The following is a 15,737-nucleotide window of genomic DNA, read 5'->3' as shown; positions in this document are numbered from 1 at the left end:
CTCATCCATAGTTTTTGCTTTTACAGCACAGAAAAGCAACCATTTGCCGAACGAGGTGATAAAGTGATATCTGGTTTCTACAGGAAACAGATCTGACAGAGTTCTGACAAGAAAGCGCCGAACCACTGGCTGGACGGCACAATCCTGTCAAACAACACCGAAGATCGGCCGCCAGCTCTGCGGCAACAGGACAATCAACTAACGGGGTTATTGATGGAATTCTTTATCGACACAGCGGACATCAACGATATTCGCGAACTTGCTGCAACCGGTCTGGTGGACGGCGTTACAACCAATCCTTCCCTCATCGCCAAATCGGGACGGCAGTTTATTGAAGTCATCAAGGAAATTACAGAAATCGTTTCCGGCCCGATCAGTGCTGAAGTTACGTCACTCGAATACGACGGCATGATGGCTGAAGGCCGCAAGCTGGCGGCTTTGGCAGATAATATCGTGGTCAAACTTCCCCTGACCCCCGATGGACTGAAAGCTTGCAAGACTTTCACCAGCGAGGGCATAGCGACCAACGTCACACTCTGTTTCTCCGCTGCTCAGGCTTTGCTTGCTGCCAAGGCTGGTGCAACTTACATCTCTCCCTTCATCGGACGTCTTGACGACCTGGGTCAGGATGGGCTTGGGCTCATTGCCGACATCGTCGAAATCTACAGCGCCTACCCGGAGCTTTCGACCAAAGTGCTGGTTGCTTCGGTAAGAAGCCCTCTCCACGTGGTCGAAGCCGCAAAGATGGGCGCTGACACGGCAACAGTACCACCATCCGTTCTGCGCGCCATGTTCAAGCATCCTCTCACTGACAAGGGGCTTGACGCCTTCATGGCAGACTGGGCCAAAACCGGTCAGTCAATTCTCTGATAGTAAGATAAAGATAGCCAGACCATGAGCATTTCTTCCCAGGATAATGAGACAACATCAGCAGGCGAGCGCTTGATTACCGCGCGCGAAGTGGAAAAATATCTCCGCCAGCACGCCGATTTTCTGGTGCAGAATCCCTCCCTGATCGATTCTCTCGAAATTCCCGGGAAAACAGAAGGTCGTGGTCTGGCAGATCTTCAACAGTTCATGATCGAAAAGTTACGGCGGACTCTTGAACAGGTAACCCGTGAACGCGACCTTGTGATCACCCGAAGTCACCATAACAAACTGACGCAGGATCGGGCCCACCGCGCGGTAACAGCGCTTATCTCGGCCCATAACTTTGAGCATCTGATCGACATCATCAGCAGCGAACTTCCCCAGATTATGGGCATGGATGCGATTGCAATCGGCGTTGAACAGCCGGTTGAATCTGATATCGCCGCCCCGGTTGAAGGCATTTCCTGCATCTTTTCCGGCATGGTTGACGGGCTGATCGGTATCGGACAGCCTGTGGTCCTGCGCGACAATATTCTCGGTGATGTCTGCCTCTACGGTACCATGGCACCCCTGATCCGCTCGGATGCTCTGTTGCGCCTGCACATCTCTTCAACCACGCCTCCGGCCATGCTCGCCTTTGGCTCCCAGCAACCTGATCATTTTGAACCCGGTCAGGGAACAGAGCTGATCCGCTTTCTCGGCTCTGTCGTGGAAAACACCATCAGAACATGGCTAAAACTTCCGGAATAGATCTCTCCGTCCTCCCCTGGCAGGGGGATGTCCAGCAGGCCTTTGAGGCTTGGCTGACTTGGCACAGGGTGGAAAAACGCTCTGCCGACAAAACCATCGAAGCCTATGGGCGCGACCTGATATCTTTTTTCTGGTTTCTAGCAAAACACACCTCAGGGAATGTTTCTCTGTCGCAGCTGAATCAGCTCAAACCCAGAGACTTCCGTTCCTGGCTTGCCTCGCGTGTCGCTAAAGAGCTGAGCAATACCTCCAACGCCCGGGCGCTCTCTGCCGTGCGCGGTTTTTTCAAGTGGCTTAACCGCCAGGGCCTGATCAATAACCATGCCCTCGACATTCTCCGCACGCCCAAACGACCGCATTCAGTGCCCAAGCCTCTGACCGCTATTGAGGCCAAAGAGGTGATGGAAGAAAGCCCTTCCCTCCAGGAAGACGGCTGGGTCGGTTTGCGCGACAGGGCTGTGTTTCTGCTGCTTTATGGCTGCGGTCTCAGGATCGCCGAAGCGCTCTCGCTTAACCAGAAAGACGCCCCGGCTCAAAATCAGGAAATCCTGCGCATCACCGGTAAAGGCAACAAAGAACGTCTGGTGCCCCTGCTTCCTGCGGTCTGCGATGCTATTCATCTCTATCAACAGGCCTGTCCCTTCGCCCGCGACGCCGATGCCCCTCTGTTTTTGGGCGTCAAAGGCAAACGCCTGTCGCCCCGTATTATCCAGCTCCAGCTGGAAAAACTCCGCGGTGCCCTGAACTTGCCTGACACAGCCACACCCCACGCATTACGCCACAGCTTTGCCACTCATCTGCTCGCCAACGGTGGAGACCTCCGGGCGATACAGGAATTGCTGGGACACGCCTCGCTTTCCAGCACCCAGCGTTACACCGACGTGGACGCCGCAGAGCTGCTTAAGGTCTATGACAAGGCCCATCCGGGGATGAAGGGCCGCAGCTGAATACTCAGTTCTTCCCTTGCGAAAGCGGAACTGTCCGCCCGAGGTAACGGATAAAAATCGGCCCCAGCAACACCCCCAGCCCCATGGTCGAAAAGGCCGCCACCCAGGCCAGGGTGTTTTCTGCCCCGCCAGCCAGATCGAGAACTGCCCCGAAGACAATCGGCGACAGTGATCCGGCAGCAAAGCCTGCCAGCGACTGCAACGCCATGGTTGCCCCCTTGCGCGCCGGATCGGAGTTAGCCACTACACCGGATGTCAGCGAAGAGGAATCAGCCGTTGCAGTGATGCCGTAAACGGTAAAGGCAGCGATCACCACGACAAACGGCAAACTCGCGGTAAAGCCGATGGTAAAGCCAACAAGAGCTGAAACCCCCATCACCAGCGTCAACAGACGCCTGCGGCCAAAGCGGACCGAGAATTCATTGCCGATGACACTTGCGGGCAATCCCAGCAGGAAAACCCATGAAGCAATCTGGGTCGGGCTCCAGTCAAAAGCGGTATCTGGTTGTAAGGAGAGCGAGAAAACAAAAAAGGCAACCAGCCAGGCCCGCAGGGCAAAGAGCTCCCACAGATGGGCGGCATAGGCCAGAATGTATCCCAGGGCAGGCTTGTTGGTGATTACCGGGCGAAAATCCACCAGCTGGCGAAGCGGAATATGATGCGAGGGTTTGTGCCCCTGCGCAACAAACAGCAAAACCACGATCCAAGCAAAGAAACTGCCAATACCGGCGACCAGAAACGACCATTGCCACCCCCAGAGTTGCCAGACTTCACCAGCGACAAAAACCGAAACGCCCGTGCCTATGGCAAAATGTGCGGTGTAATAGGCCACCGCACGGCTTTGTTGTTTTTTCTCTGCGATGAGATCCGTCAGAAGCTTCAGCCCGACCATATAGGTTCCCGCCAGACTGACCCCGGCAAATAATCTGAAGGCCATGGCCGACCAGAAGCCTTCGGCGAACCAGGCGAAACCAACCGCGGCAAAGCCCCCCAGAGCCATACAGAAGAGATAGATTCGCCGGGCGTCTTCACGATCGGTCAAAGCCACGAGGAAAGGAACCGCTGCCGCATAGCCCCCGTAATAAATTCCACTGATCCAGCCGATTTCGGTATTGTTCAAAGCCCACTGTTTTTGAAAAAGGACGATCAGAGCCGAGAAGGTTGCATTATCCAGCATCCCCAGCACCTGCGACAAACACATAACGGCAATCAGCAGCACGGCACCTCGGCCCGTTGCTCCCCTGCCAGTCTCGCCATCAAATGCCATTCACCATTCCCGTTACTGAAGTCACCTCTCGCGCGGTGATCTTACCCGTCAGCCGGACAGGGGGGCCAGTGCTAAATTCCCCGGATCAACCAGACTTCTCTCAATCTCCTGCTGCGAAAACAGCAAAAGGAGCAGCCCTGCGACTGCTCCTTTTCCAATAAATCAGCTGAAACACAGCCCTACATATGAATAGCGCGTCCTGCAACAGCCATTGCCGCTTCCTTGACCGCTTCACTCAGGCCGGGATGCGAATGACAGGTCCGTGCGATATCTTCCGCCGAACCGCCAAATTCCATCACCGCCACAGCTTCTGAAAGCAGCTCTCCGGCTGCCGGGCCAATGATATGAACCCCGAGAACCTTGTCGGATGTGGCATCAGACAGAATCTTGACCTGACCGTCTGACTCCCCCATAGCGCGGGCACGACTGTTCGCACTGAAAGGAAACTTGCCAACCTTGTAATCAACACCAGCTTCCTTGAGTGCCTCTTCGCTTTTTCCAACACAGGCGATTTCCGGATGGGTATAGACCACACCGGGAACCAGAGCATAGTTTACATGCCCCTTCTGCCCGGCAAGTGTTTCAACACAGGCCACACCGTCTTCTTCGGCCTTGTGCGCCAGCATTGGACCAGGCACACAGTCACCAATGGCATAAATGCCTGGAACGGATGTCTGGAACTGCGCATCCACCTGGATAACGCCGCGTTCCATTGTCACGCCCAGCTCTTCCAGTCCCAGACCTTTGGTATAGGCCCGTCGTCCGATGGAAACCAGAACGGCATCAACTTCCAGTTCTTCACTGGTGCCCTTTTTCACTGATTCCATGGTCAGTGTAACCTTGCCTTTTACTTTGGCTTTGGCAGCTCCGGTGACCTTCATACCCAGCTTGAACTTCAGGCCCTGTTTCGTCAGCACACGCTGCGCAAGTTTGGCCGTTTCGCCGTCCATACCGGGCAACACCCGGTCAAGGAACTCGACAACGGTCACTGTCGCACCAAGACGCGACCAGACAGAGCCAAGCTCAAGCCCAATGACTCCGGCACCGATGACCACAAGATGCTCCGGCACTTTCTTGAAGGACAGCGCACCGGTAGAGGTAACGATCTGTTTTTCATCAGTTTCGATACCCGGCAAAGGCGTAGATTCGGACCCGGTAGCGATCAGGATATTCTTGGTTTTGAGAGTCTGTTCGCCGCCTTCACCTTTAACCAGGACTTCACCTGCTTTGGGAATGGCGCCCCAACCCTTGATGTAATCAACTTTGTTTTTCTTGAGCAGAAACTCGACACCTTTGGTCAGGTCATCGACCACCTTGTCCTTGCGGGCAAGCATCGTATCCAGATCAAGTTTGACATCAGCCTTGATGCCATGCGCAGCAAAATGCTTGCTGGCATCCACGAATTTTTCAGACGACTGCAACAGTGCCTTGGACGGCATGCAACCTACATTGAGACAGGTGCCCCCTAAAGTTCCCCGTCCTTCAACACAGGCCGTTTTGAGTCCCAACTGAGCTGCGCGGATTGCCGCGACGTAACCACCCGGACCACCCCCGATGATAACCAGATCGTAGAGAGCCTCACTCATTTTCAAAGATCCTTTCAGTGTCCAAGGGACCAATCCCACCGCCGTGACGTTTCATGCTAATGACTGGTCGGCAATGAGCTATTTGATTGAAGCAATCTGGATAGCATAGGAAACCTGACGGACCTAGTCTTGAAGCGAGAAAAAACAAGAAAAACGAGCGGTAACATAACAATTCACAAACAGGTCAAGATTAGCTAATATTCCAATGGCAATCAAATATTTCTTATCGGAAACTTATTTCCTAAGGAAAATAAAAAAATGACGTCCCGGTCAGATAAATAAGCCTCAATAACGGAGCAGGGGATGAACAGCAAAAATCCGACAGCAGGTGTCACTGCCAAAGCGACCATTTCTGGTGCTGAACAAAGTCTGGAACCGCTCAAGCTCGGCATGCGTCTCAGACAATTCCGCAAACAGCGCGACTGGACCCTGGAAGAGGCCTCCCGCAGGACAGGCCTTGCTCGTTCAACTCTGTCCAAAATCGAAAACGACCAGATGTCGCCAACCTTTGATGTTGTCCAGAAACTGGTCAGGGGACTTGAAATTGATATCCCCCAGCTCTTTACCAAAAGCAATCTGGTTCAGAACATTGGCCGACGTGCCCTGACACGCGCTGGAGAAGGCGCGCCACACCCGACCGCAACCTATGAACATGAACTGCTTTGTACCGAGATTAGCAACAAACGCATGATTCCCTTCAAAAGCGTGATCCGAGCCAGAGACATTGCCGAGTTCAGTGAACTGGTGCGCCACAATGGGGAAGAGTTTCTCTACGTGCTCGAAGGAATGCTGACTTTCTATTCCGAGTTTTACGAACCCGTCAGCCTTTCAGCCGGAGACAGCCTTTATTATGACAGTGGCATGGGGCATGCCTGTGTTTCCACCAGCCCCGAAGACGCCGTCATTATCTGGATTTCAACCCCGAACGCCCATTAGTCCTTCGCCCCAGATTAACCCATAAACGTTTGCTCAACGCACCATCGGGCAGCCCGCCACCAGCTTCAATGCGTGGTTAGCTCTTCGGGATCCGTCTCTTCATCCGTGGCCTTGCCTGAGGGCAGATGGATTACAAAACCGGTACATTCCTGATCAGCATAAGGCTTAACCTTTGCAATCAGTCCCTGTTTCAACAGTTCGACCAGATGTTGGCCGACGGGGCGAAACAATGTCTCTCCCTGCCCTGGAACGGGAGGATCAAGCCGGATCAACACACTGCGGGTACCACGTCGTCGGCGTTGCCGGTCAATCATTCGCCGGACAGATTCAAGAGTATGCGCCAGATCCAGTCCGGTCAGATTGAGTTCATATTCGGCATGACCGCTCCGATCAATCAGGTGATCAAAGTTTAAAGATACCTCATCCATGCCGCTTCCCCATCTCCGAAACTGTGTAAGGAACAGGCCTCTATAATCAGAGGCCGTTTGTCCTGTTATTTTTTACCCGCAGTATATTTTAGATGGAAACCGCAAAAGCGCCAAATGAAAGCATTACTTTCCAATAAAAAGGGAGGACTGGTTTCCACAGGCCTCCCTTTTCCATCACATATTCAGCCGGACTGACTTACATATTCAGCAGCATCCGCTGAGGATCTTCCAGACATTCCTTGATCCGCACGAGGAAGGTTACCGCCTCACGCCCGTCGATCAGGCGATGGTCGTAACTCAGGGCCACATACATCATCGGCCGGATAACAACCTGGCCATTTTCCGCAATAGGACGTTCTTCAATCTTGTGCAGGCCGAGAATAGCAGCCTGGGGCATGTTGAGGATCGGTGTCGAAAGTAGCGATCCAAAAACCCCGCCGTTGGTAATGGTGAAGCTGCCCCCGGACATGTCATCCATACTCAGTTTGCCATCCCGGCCCTTTTTCGCCAGCTCACCCAGGCTACCTTCGATTTCGGCAAAATTCTTCTTGTCGCAATCTCGGATAACCGGAACCATCAGGCCGGAAGGGGTAGAAACTGCCATACCGATGTCAAAGAAATTGTTATAGACAATGTCTTCGCCGTCGATACGTGCGTTTACGGCAGGAACGTCTTTCAAAGCCTCGACAACAGCCTTGGCAAAAAAGCTATTGAAACCAAGTCTGACAGAGTGTTTCTTCTCGAAATCATCCTTGTACTGCTTGCGGGTCGCCATCACCGCTGACATATCGATCTCGTTAAAGGTCGTCAGCATCGCCGCCGTATTCTGGGCTTCTTTCAAACGACGCGAGATTGTCTTGCGCATTTTCGACATCCGCTCACGGCTCTCCCGCGGCGTGGATGCTGCAGCTGGTCCAGCCGCCACAGCTGAAGAAGTCGCGACAGTCGGGACTGCTGCAGGAGCTGCTGGCGGGTTTTTCAGAGACTCAAGCACATCCCCCTTGGTCAGGGCGCCATCTTTACCTGTTCCCTTGATCCGGTGCGGATTGAGATTGTTTTCCGCAATCAATTTGGCAACAGAAGGCGGCAGGGTCATGGCAGCTGAAGCCGTACTGGCCTCAAGAAATGCCTGCAGATCAGAGGCACTTACCTTGCCGCCAACGCCAGATCCCTTGATCTTGGTCGGGTCCAGTCCTTCTCCGGCAGGAGTTGCCTTGACAGGAGCTGGCGCAGCCGCGGCAGTCGCCGCTTTTGCTGCAGGAGCCGGAGCAGCTGCCCCGCTTCCGCCCGGCGTAATCACACCAAGAACAGCACCGACACCGACGTCGGACCCGGCCTCTGCCGCAATGGAGGTGAGTACACCCGCAGCAGGTGCATTGACTTCAAGGGTGACCTTGTCGGTTTCCAGCTCACAGATCGCTTCATCCAGAGCAACGCTGTCACCAACTTTTTTCATCCATTGGGCAACTGTTGCCTCGGTCACAGACTCGCCAAGCGTCGGCACCGGAATATCAACCGGAGCCCCACCGGATTCCCCGGCCTTGCTGGCGACGGGTGCCACAGCAGGCGCATCTTCCACAACCTTGTCTTCAGCCGGGGCTTTTGCCGGAGCAGCCTTGGCCGTTGCTTCAGCTGGAGCGGCTTCCGCACCGCCAGCAGCGATCGTCCCCAGTACTGCGCCGACCTGAACGTCATCGCCTTCATTGGCAGCAATCGCTTCAAGCACGCCAGCAGCAGCAGCATTGACCTCAAGCGTAACCTTGTCGGTTTCCAGCTCCACAATCGCCTCATCCAGGGCAACAGCATCACCCGGTTGTTTCAACCATTTTGCAACGGTTGCCTCGCTGACAGATTCCCCTAGAACCGGAACTACAATTTCGGTGGCCATTTTTGTTCTCTATTTATCTTTATTATCTGATCATGTTCAGGTGTGAACGGTCCTGTTATGAACCATCCCGCGTCGAGAAAGGGTGACCCGGAACCGGATCACCCCAGATATTATTCCCCGGCTTTTGCAACCGGACGCATGCTTTCCACTTTTGCAGAGGCCGCATTTCGCGCTTCCAGCTCTTCCGCCTTGCGAGTCTGGATACGGCTCATGGCTTTTTTGCCAATGGTCAAAGCATCATCCAGCAGGGCAGCCTGCTGTTCAACATGCTTTCGGGCTGAACCAGTTGCCGGAGATGCCGCCGTTTTCCGCCCTGCATAGCGTGGCCGGAAGTTCTTGAAGCCCATCTCTTCGGCCACCTCTTCGATAAAGGTCGAGACGAAAGACCAGCCCCCCATATTACGGGGCTCTTCTTGACACCAGACCAGGTCACAGTGTTCATAGCCTGTCAGGCTCTGAGCCAGAGCCTCCGCCGGGAAGGGATAGAGCTGTTCCAGCCGGAGAATGTTGATGTTATCAATGCCCCGGCTTTCCCGCTCTTCAAGCAAATCGTAATATACCTTGCCGCTACAAAGGACGATCTGCTTGACCTTGCTCGGGTCAGAAGCATTGCTTTCACAAGGCAAAACCCGGTGGAACGATGTCCCCGGCAGCATATCTTCAAGATTAGATACGCAGCCCTTGTGACGCAGCAACGACTTTGGCGTCATGACGATCAGCGGTTTACGGAAACCGCGGTGAATCTGGCGACGCAACACATGGAAATAGTTCGCCGGAGTGGTACAGTTGACCACCTGGATATTGTCTTCAGCACAGGACTGCAAGAAGCGTTCTACACGGCCAGAGGAATGCTCTGGTCCCTGCCCTTCATACCCATGCGGCAACAGCATCACCAGACCACACATACGAAGCCACTTTGATTCACCCGAAACAATGAACTGATCAATAATGATCTGCGCGCCGTTGACGAAATCACCAAACTGAGCTTCCCAAAGAACCAGTGCATCAGGTTCAGCCAGCGAATAGCCATATTCAAAACCAAGGACAGCCAGCTCGCTCAACGGACTGTTGATGATTTTGGCGTGCGCCTGGCTTGGCCGAATGTTATTCAGCGGCTTGTATTCATCCTCGTTTTTCTGATCGATCCAGGCCGCATGACGCTGTGAGAAGGTCCCGCGGTTACAATCCTGACCGGAAAGACGCACAGGATGTCCTTCAACCACCAGAGTCCCATAAGCCAAGGCTTCCGCCGTGGCCCAATCAATTCCTTCGCCGCTGTCGATCATCTTCTGTTTGGTTTTCAGCTGACGCGCAATTTTGCGGTGGATATTGAAACCTTCCGGAACCCGGCAGAGGGCATTGCCAACTTCCTTCAGAAGGTCAAGCTCGGCACCGGTATTCCCACGCCGGGCATCATAGCCACGCGCGGCCCCCATATGAGACCAGACGCCACCGAACCAGTCGGCCTTGTTTGGCTTATAGCTTTCAGCGGCCTCAAATTCCTCTTCCAGCTTTTCCCACCAGGTTTTGGCCATCCCGTCAATGTCAGACTGGGTAACCGCACCTTCAGCAGAAAGACCTGCGGCATAGAGCTCACGCACAGATTTCTGCTGGGCGATCTTCTTGTACATCTGGGGCTGGGTAAAGGTCGGCTCATCCCCTTCGTTATGGCCAAAGCGGCGATAACAGAACATGTCGATGACAATGTCTTTTTTGAAGGTCTGGCGGAATTCGATCGCAATCCGGGCCGCATGCACGACAGCTTCAGGATCATCACCGTTAACGTGAATAATAGGTGCCTGAATGGCTTTTGCCACATCCGTACAATAAGGACCGGAACGGGAGTCGACCGGATCAGTGGTAAAGCCGATCTGGTTATTGACAATAAAGTGGATCGTGCCCCCGACCTGATAACCTTCAAGTTCAGAGAGATCCAGTGTCTCAGGTACAAGCCCCTGCCCGGCGAAAGCAGCATCCCCATGGAGCAAAAGCCCCATGGTCCGGGTAAAGTCATGATCGCCTTTTTGATCTTGCTTGGCCCGTACCTTGCCGACGACCACTGGATCAACAGCTTCAAGATGGGAAGGGTTCGCTGTCAGCGACAGATGCACGGTATTGCCGTCAAATTCGCGGTCCGATGAGGTCCCCAGATGATATTTCACATCGCCCGAACCACCAACATCTTCCGGATTGGCGGCCCCGCCCTTGAACTCGTTGAAAATTGCCCGAAACGGTTTGCCCATCAGGTTTGCCAGGATGTTCAGGCGACCACGGTGGGCAACTCCCAGAACAACCTCGTCAAGACCAAGTGCAGATCCTCTTTTGAGAATCTGTTCAAGGGCCGGAATCATGGTTTCGGCACCATCCAGACCAAAACGTTTGGTCCCGGTATATTTTTTGCCAAGAAACTGCTCAAAGGTTTCCGCCGCGGTCAGACGTTCCAGAATCGCCTGTTTGCCTTTAACGGTAAAATCTGTGCGGTTGTGGATGCCCTCGATGCGTTCCTGGATCCAGGCTTTTTGCTCTGGCTCCTGGATATGCATGAACTCAACACCGATCTTGCCGCAATAGGTCTTGCGTACCCGTTCAACGATCTGGCGCAGGGATGCGGTTTCCAGCCCCAGCACGCCATTGATAAAGATCGGGCGATCCATGTCGGCTTCCAGGAAGCCATACGACAAAGGATCAAGTTCAGGATGGGGATTGATCGGCTTGAGGCCAAGCGGATCAAGATTGGCTTCCAGATGCCCCCGCACGCGGTAGGCCCGGATCAGCATCAGTGCGCGAATGGAATCGAGTGTCGCTTTGCGGCTCTCGTCCTCATTCATCGGCGCCGAAGACTGTGTGGCAGCGGATACAGGGTTTCCACCCTGTATCCCGGCCAGAAGGTTCTTGGCATCGTCTTCAAGATTCGAGAAAAACGACTGCCAGCCTGCATCCACCGATGCAGTATCACGTAAAAACTGAGCGTAGAGCTCGGCCAGCTCTCCAGCTTTTGGGCCAAAATAGCGGGCCTCATGCCCAGAAACGGTGTTCACCATCAAATATGCTACCGAGCTGGAGGGGTCCAGCCCGGCTCCCTCCAAATAAGGTTATCTATCCTTGAATCGCACGTAGCATTGTACTGCCAAGGCTAGCAGGAGAATCAGCAACAAGGAAACCCGCAGATTTCATTGCTTCGATCTTGTCGTCTGCACCGCCCTTGCCACCAGCGATAATCGCACCAGCATGTCCCATACGGCGACCTGGAGGTGCAGTCACACCAGCAATAAACCCGGCAATAGGCTTTTTGATCTTGGAAGCAGCAAAGAACTCGGCCGCTTCCTCTTCGGCACTGCCGCCGATTTCACCAATCATGATGATACCCTGGGTTTCAGGGTCTGCCAGGAAAAGATCCAGACAATCAATGAAGTTGGTCCCGTTCACAGGATCGCCACCGATCCCGATACAGGTTGACTGTCCCAGTCCGGCTGCTGTTGTCTGGGCAACAGCTTCATAGGTCAGCGTCCCGGAGCGTGAAACAATCCCGATTTTACCACGTTTGTGGATATGCCCAGGCATAATACCGATCTTGCATTCGTCCGGCGTGATAATACCCGGGCAGTTTGGCCCGATCAGGCGGGAATTTGAACCGGCAAGGGCACGTTTGACCCGAACCATGTCCAGAACCGGAATGCCTTCGGTAATACAGATGATCAGCTCGACACCCGCATCAACGGCTTCGAGAATGGCATCGGCAGCGAAGGGCGGCGGAACATAGATGACAGAAGCATTTGCTTCGGTAACATGAACAGCTTCATCAACGGTGTTGAAAACCGGAAGATCCAAATGGCGCGAACCGCCTTTACCCGGCGTTACACCACCAACCATTTTTGTACCGTAAGCAAGGGCTTGCTCGGAGTGGAACGTTCCCTGCGCACCTGTAAAACCCTGACAGATAACGCGAGTATTCTTGTTTACCAGTACCGACATGTTACGCGGCCTCCTTCACGGCTTTGACCACTTTTTCCGCAGCATCTGCCAGGTCGTCCCCGGAGATGATTGGCAGGCCGGATTCCGCCATAATTTTTTTACCAAGTTCAACGTTCGTGCCCTCGAGGCGAACCACCAGCGGCACATTAAGTGATACTTCGCGCGCAGCAGCAACCACACCTTCGGCAATCACATCGCAACGCATGATCCCGCCAAAGATATTCACCAGAATGCCTTTAACGTTCGGATCAGAGAGAATGATCTTGAAAGCAACGGTAACCCGTTCCTTGGTTGCGCCACCGCCAACATCAAGGAAATTGGCCGGTTCGCTACCATAGAGTTTGATAATGTCCATGGTCGCCATGGCCAGACCAGCGCCATTGACCATACAGCCAATTTCGCCATCAAGTGAAATATAGTTCAGCTCGTGACGTGCAGCTTCCAGTTCCTTGGCATCTTCCTCGTCTTCATCGCGCATGCCCGCAACGTCCTTGTGACGGAACAGCGCGTTGTCGTCGAAGTTCATTTTGGCGTCAAGTGCGATGATATCTCCGGCACCGGTCACCACCAGCGGATTGATTTCAACGATACTGGCATCCAGATCCAGGAAAGCTTTGTACATGGTGGCCATGAATTTCACAGCCGCACCGACCTGCTTGCCCTCCAGACCGAGACCAAAAGCAAGCTTGCGTCCGTGGTAAGGCATAAAACCTTCAACCGGATCAATGGCAACCTTGAGGATTTTTTCAGGCGTTGCCTCGGCAACTTCCTCGATCTCCATACCACCTTCGGTCGAAGCCATCACGGTCACCCGGCTGGTGGCCCGGTCGATCAACATCCCCAGATAAAGCTCGCGTTTGATATCGCAACCTTCTTCGATATAGAGACGTTTGACTTCTTTACCGGCAGGACCGGTCTGCTTGGTCACCAGAACATGTCCCAGCATCTTGCGGGCATTTTCCTTCACGTCATCAAGCGTCTTGCAGAGGCGAACCCCGCCATCGCCTTTGGGGTCGTCGGTAAAACGACCAGCACCGCGGCCACCCGCGTGAATCTGGGATTTGACTACCCAGATCGGACCGCCCAGTTCACGGGCTGCATTTTCTGCCTCTTCCGGTGTGAAAGCGACTGATCCGCGCGGAACAGCTACACCGTATTTTCTCAGCAGCTCTTTAGCTTGATATTCATGAATATTCATGGGACGCCACAAAGCCTCAATGGTTTTATTATTAAAATTGATAGGGGCAAAACAGCCCTGAACATCTGAACTATACTCCTGAATAGCTCAAGAGCATACGACCTGATGCTTAGCGATAGATTAACACTACGTGCCCGGAGCGCAACCGCACTGCAACAATTTTTGTCGGAAAAATGATAATAACTGCCGCTAATAGTCCGGATAAGTAAAGGCGTTGGGACAAGGAGGTCCACAACGCCTTTACTTATTAATCAATTAACTCGATTTCTTCTTGTGCAGTGCACAAAATTTCAACCCGCTTTCGACTGGATTTCCTTACAGGCTGCAACCAGCCCCTTCACAGATTCCACCGAATTGGCGAGCAGGGTCGATTCCGATTTATCCAGCTCGATCTCGACAACGCGCTCAACACCATTGGCCCCCAGGATCACGGGCACACCAACATAGAGCCCATCAATGCCGTACTGACCTTCAAGGTATGCCGCACAAGGCAGCATCCGGCGCTTGTCTTTCAGATAGCTCTCGGCCATCAGAATAGCGGAGGCAGCTGGGGCATAGAAAGCAGAGCCAGTCTTCAGGAGACCCACGATCTCGGCACCACCATTTTTGGTTCGCTCGACAATGGAATCAAGCTTGTCCTGGCTGATCCAGCCCATCTTGACCAGCTCAGGCAAAGCAATCCCGGCCACCGTAGAATGGCGTACCATTGGCACCATCGTGTCACCGTGCCCACCGAGAACAAAAGCCGTTACATCCTCAACCGAGACATTCATCTCATCAGCAAGGAAATGACGGAAGCGTGCGGAATCCAGAACGCCGGCCATACCAACGACTTTATTGGTTGGAAGACCACAGGCCTGCTGCAGAACCCAGACCATTGCATCAAGCGGGTTGGTAATACAGATCACAAACGCATTCGGACAGTTCTGTTTGATTCCTTCCCCTACCGACTGCATGACCTTGATGTTGATGCCCAGCAGATCATCACGGCTCATCCCTGGCTTGCGGGCGATACCGGCCGTAACAATAACAACGTCTGCATCCTTGATTTCAGCATAGTCATTTGCACCCTTGAGAGAAGCATCAAAGCCTTCTACCGGGGACAGCTGAGCCAGATCAAGCGCCTTGCCCTGGGGGACACCTTCAGCAATATCGAACAATACGACATCGCCCAAATCCTTCATTCCAGCAAGCAGAGCGAGTGTGCCACCAATATTGCCAGCACCTACGAGCGCGATCTTTTTCCGTGCCATGATTATGTTCCTATTCGGATTTCTTCGGCCCGAGCGGGCCCTCGATCAAAATTAACATCAAATTTGAATTACCCGTCAGCTTCTGGAATTTGAAACTTCTTCAGGCAAAAAATTATAGCAGAATTCGTAGCGCGATTGACCTTTCTGGGCAAGACGGATTGTTGCATTGCACACAAAACCTGTCGCTTTTGGCCAAAAAAAAATCTTTTAACGCTCTGTCACTTAGACGTTCCCAACAGGATGTCTCATCCAAAAGGGATCATTTTGCACAATTCACACAGGTCGTGGCATAGGGCAGTGCCCGTAATCTTGCCTCAGGAATATCTTCACCGCAGCCGGAACAGACTCCATAACTCTCGTTTTCGATCCGGGTTAAAGCTGCACGAATCTGATTTATTTCATCTAGTCCGGCTTCTTCGAGACCTTCCAGCACCTGATCCCCCTCGCTTTCCGTCGCATTTTCACCCCAGTCTTTGCTGTGCGGTTCGCGCAAATCCTGCTCAATCTGATCAACACGCTCCCCAAGATCTTCCATACGGGCTCTCAGATCACTCTCGATTTTTTTCAGATTCAGCATAGGCATCTACTCCCTTCAGACATTACTATTGGGATGCGTCACTCCTGCTGACAAAGAGAGGGGGC

Annotated in this window: 13 protein-coding genes; 4 read left to right on the top strand and 9 right to left on the bottom strand. The window is 53.4% G+C overall.

Going from position 1 to position 15,737, the window contains the following annotated elements:
• Positions 1-213: 213 nt before the first annotated feature.
• Genes fsa through B152_RS0113745 form a run of 3 tightly spaced genes read left to right on the top strand, consistent with a single transcriptional unit; the run spans position 214 to position 2,567 of the window.
• Positions 214-870: a fructose-6-phosphate aldolase gene (gene fsa / locus B152_RS0113755; RefSeq protein ID WP_020593009.1), complete on the top strand. Its 657-nt coding sequence runs from the start codon at positions 214-216 to the stop codon at positions 868-870.
• A gap of 24 nt (positions 871-894) precedes the next feature.
• A complete protein-coding gene (locus B152_RS0113750) occupies positions 895-1,620 on the top strand; it encodes a DUF484 family protein (protein ID WP_020593008.1) in 726 nt (241 codons plus the stop codon).
• Entirely contained in the window at positions 1,599-2,567 is a 969-nt protein-coding gene (locus B152_RS0113745; RefSeq protein WP_020593007.1) for a tyrosine recombinase XerC, read from the top strand. The genes B152_RS0113750 and B152_RS0113745 overlap by 22 nt, the downstream gene beginning before the upstream one ends.
• A 4-nt stretch (positions 2,568-2,571) precedes the next feature.
• Here the strand turns inward: B152_RS0113745 and B152_RS23775 are convergent, their stop codons facing one another.
• Positions 2,572-3,834 carry an MFS transporter gene (locus B152_RS23775; protein ID WP_020593006.1) on the bottom strand — a complete coding sequence of 421 codons (1,263 nt, stop codon included), beginning with the start codon at positions 3,832-3,834 and terminating at the stop codon, positions 2,572-2,574.
• Positions 3,835-4,013: 179 nt separating this feature from the next.
• The gene (lpdA, locus tag B152_RS0113735) at positions 4,014-5,420 is read right to left on the bottom strand and encodes a dihydrolipoyl dehydrogenase (RefSeq protein ID WP_020593005.1); all 1,407 of its coding nucleotides are present in this window, start codon (positions 5,418-5,420) and stop codon (positions 4,014-4,016) included.
• Between the two features lie 303 nt (positions 5,421-5,723).
• Here lpdA and B152_RS0113730 point away from each other — a divergent pair, with 303 nt between their 5' ends.
• The gene (locus B152_RS0113730; protein WP_020593004.1) at positions 5,724-6,356 is read left to right on the top strand and encodes a helix-turn-helix domain-containing protein; all 633 of its coding nucleotides are present in this window, start codon (positions 5,724-5,726) and stop codon (positions 6,354-6,356) included.
• Between the two features lie 65 nt (positions 6,357-6,421).
• On the opposite strand, the gene B152_RS23770 is transcribed toward B152_RS0113730, so the two are convergent.
• From B152_RS23770 to B152_RS0113695, 7 genes are all read right to left on the bottom strand, one after another.
• Complete coding sequence (locus B152_RS23770) at positions 6,422-6,784, bottom strand: hypothetical protein (protein WP_020593003.1); 363 nt, start codon at positions 6,782-6,784, stop codon at positions 6,422-6,424.
• A 196-nt stretch (positions 6,785-6,980) separates the two neighbouring features.
• Entirely contained in the window at positions 6,981-8,672 is a 1,692-nt protein-coding gene (odhB, locus tag B152_RS0113720; RefSeq protein ID WP_020593002.1) for a 2-oxoglutarate dehydrogenase complex dihydrolipoyllysine-residue succinyltransferase, read from the bottom strand.
• A gap of 110 nt (positions 8,673-8,782) precedes the next feature.
• Positions 8,783-11,713, bottom strand: coding sequence for a 2-oxoglutarate dehydrogenase E1 component (locus B152_RS0113715; RefSeq protein ID WP_020593001.1), 2,931 nt, complete (start codon positions 11,711-11,713; stop codon positions 8,783-8,785).
• Between the two features lie 55 nt (positions 11,714-11,768).
• Positions 11,769-12,644, bottom strand: a complete 876-nt coding sequence (gene sucD, locus B152_RS0113710) for a succinate--CoA ligase subunit alpha (protein WP_020593000.1) — start codon at positions 12,642-12,644, stop codon at positions 11,769-11,771.
• A gap of 1 nt (position 12,645) precedes the next feature.
• Entirely contained in the window at positions 12,646-13,842 is a 1,197-nt protein-coding gene (gene sucC, locus B152_RS0113705; protein WP_020592999.1) for an ADP-forming succinate--CoA ligase subunit beta, read from the bottom strand.
• 290 nt (positions 13,843-14,132) lie between these two features.
• On the bottom strand, positions 14,133-15,095 hold the full coding sequence (mdh, locus tag B152_RS0113700) for a malate dehydrogenase (RefSeq protein WP_020592998.1): 963 nt from the start codon (positions 15,093-15,095) through the stop codon (positions 14,133-14,135).
• 259 nt (positions 15,096-15,354) lie between these two features.
• Positions 15,355-15,672 carry a TraR/DksA family transcriptional regulator gene (locus B152_RS0113695; RefSeq protein ID WP_020592997.1) on the bottom strand — a complete coding sequence of 106 codons (318 nt, stop codon included), beginning with the start codon at positions 15,670-15,672 and terminating at the stop codon, positions 15,355-15,357.
• Positions 15,673-15,737 lie beyond the last annotated feature (65 nt).

The organism is Kiloniella laminariae DSM 19542 (assembly GCF_000374005.1).
GTDB lineage: Bacteria > Pseudomonadota > Alphaproteobacteria > Kiloniellales > Kiloniellaceae > Kiloniella > Kiloniella laminariae.
Note: the sequence above shows the minus strand (reverse complement) of the source record. Positions and strands in the feature narration are given on the sequence as shown.

What these genes read in the sequence shown, in the direction of transcription:
- fsa (WP_020593009.1), top strand. Translation starts at nt 214, where the DNA reads ATGGAATTCTTTATCGACACAGCGGACATCAACGATATTCGCGAACTT.
- B152_RS0113750 (WP_020593008.1), top strand. Translation starts at nt 895, where the DNA reads ATGAGCATTTCTTCCCAGGATAATGAGACAACATCAGCAGGCGAGCGC.
- B152_RS0113745 (WP_020593007.1), top strand. Translation starts at nt 1,599, where the DNA reads ATGGCTAAAACTTCCGGAATAGATCTCTCCGTCCTCCCCTGGCAGGGG.
- B152_RS23775 (WP_020593006.1), bottom strand. Translation starts at nt 3,834, where the DNA reads ATGGCATTTGATGGCGAGACTGGCAGGGGAGCAACGGGCCGAGGTGCC.
- lpdA (WP_020593005.1), bottom strand. Translation starts at nt 5,420, where the DNA reads ATGAGTGAGGCTCTCTACGATCTGGTTATCATCGGGGGTGGTCCGGGT.
- B152_RS0113730 (WP_020593004.1), top strand. Translation starts at nt 5,724, where the DNA reads ATGAACAGCAAAAATCCGACAGCAGGTGTCACTGCCAAAGCGACCATT.
- B152_RS23770 (WP_020593003.1), bottom strand. Translation starts at nt 6,784, where the DNA reads ATGGATGAGGTATCTTTAAACTTTGATCACCTGATTGATCGGAGCGGT.
- odhB (WP_020593002.1), bottom strand. Translation starts at nt 8,672, where the DNA reads ATGGCCACCGAAATTGTAGTTCCGGTTCTAGGGGAATCTGTCAGCGAG.
- B152_RS0113715 (WP_020593001.1), bottom strand. Translation starts at nt 11,713, where the DNA reads ATGGTGAACACCGTTTCTGGGCATGAGGCCCGCTATTTTGGCCCAAAA.
- sucD (WP_020593000.1), bottom strand. Translation starts at nt 12,644, where the DNA reads ATGTCGGTACTGGTAAACAAGAATACTCGCGTTATCTGTCAGGGTTTT.
- sucC (WP_020592999.1), bottom strand. Translation starts at nt 13,842, where the DNA reads ATGAATATTCATGAATATCAAGCTAAAGAGCTGCTGAGAAAATACGGT.
- mdh (WP_020592998.1), bottom strand. Translation starts at nt 15,095, where the DNA reads ATGGCACGGAAAAAGATCGCGCTCGTAGGTGCTGGCAATATTGGTGGC.
- B152_RS0113695 (WP_020592997.1), bottom strand. Translation starts at nt 15,672, where the DNA reads ATGCTGAATCTGAAAAAAATCGAGAGTGATCTGAGAGCCCGTATGGAA.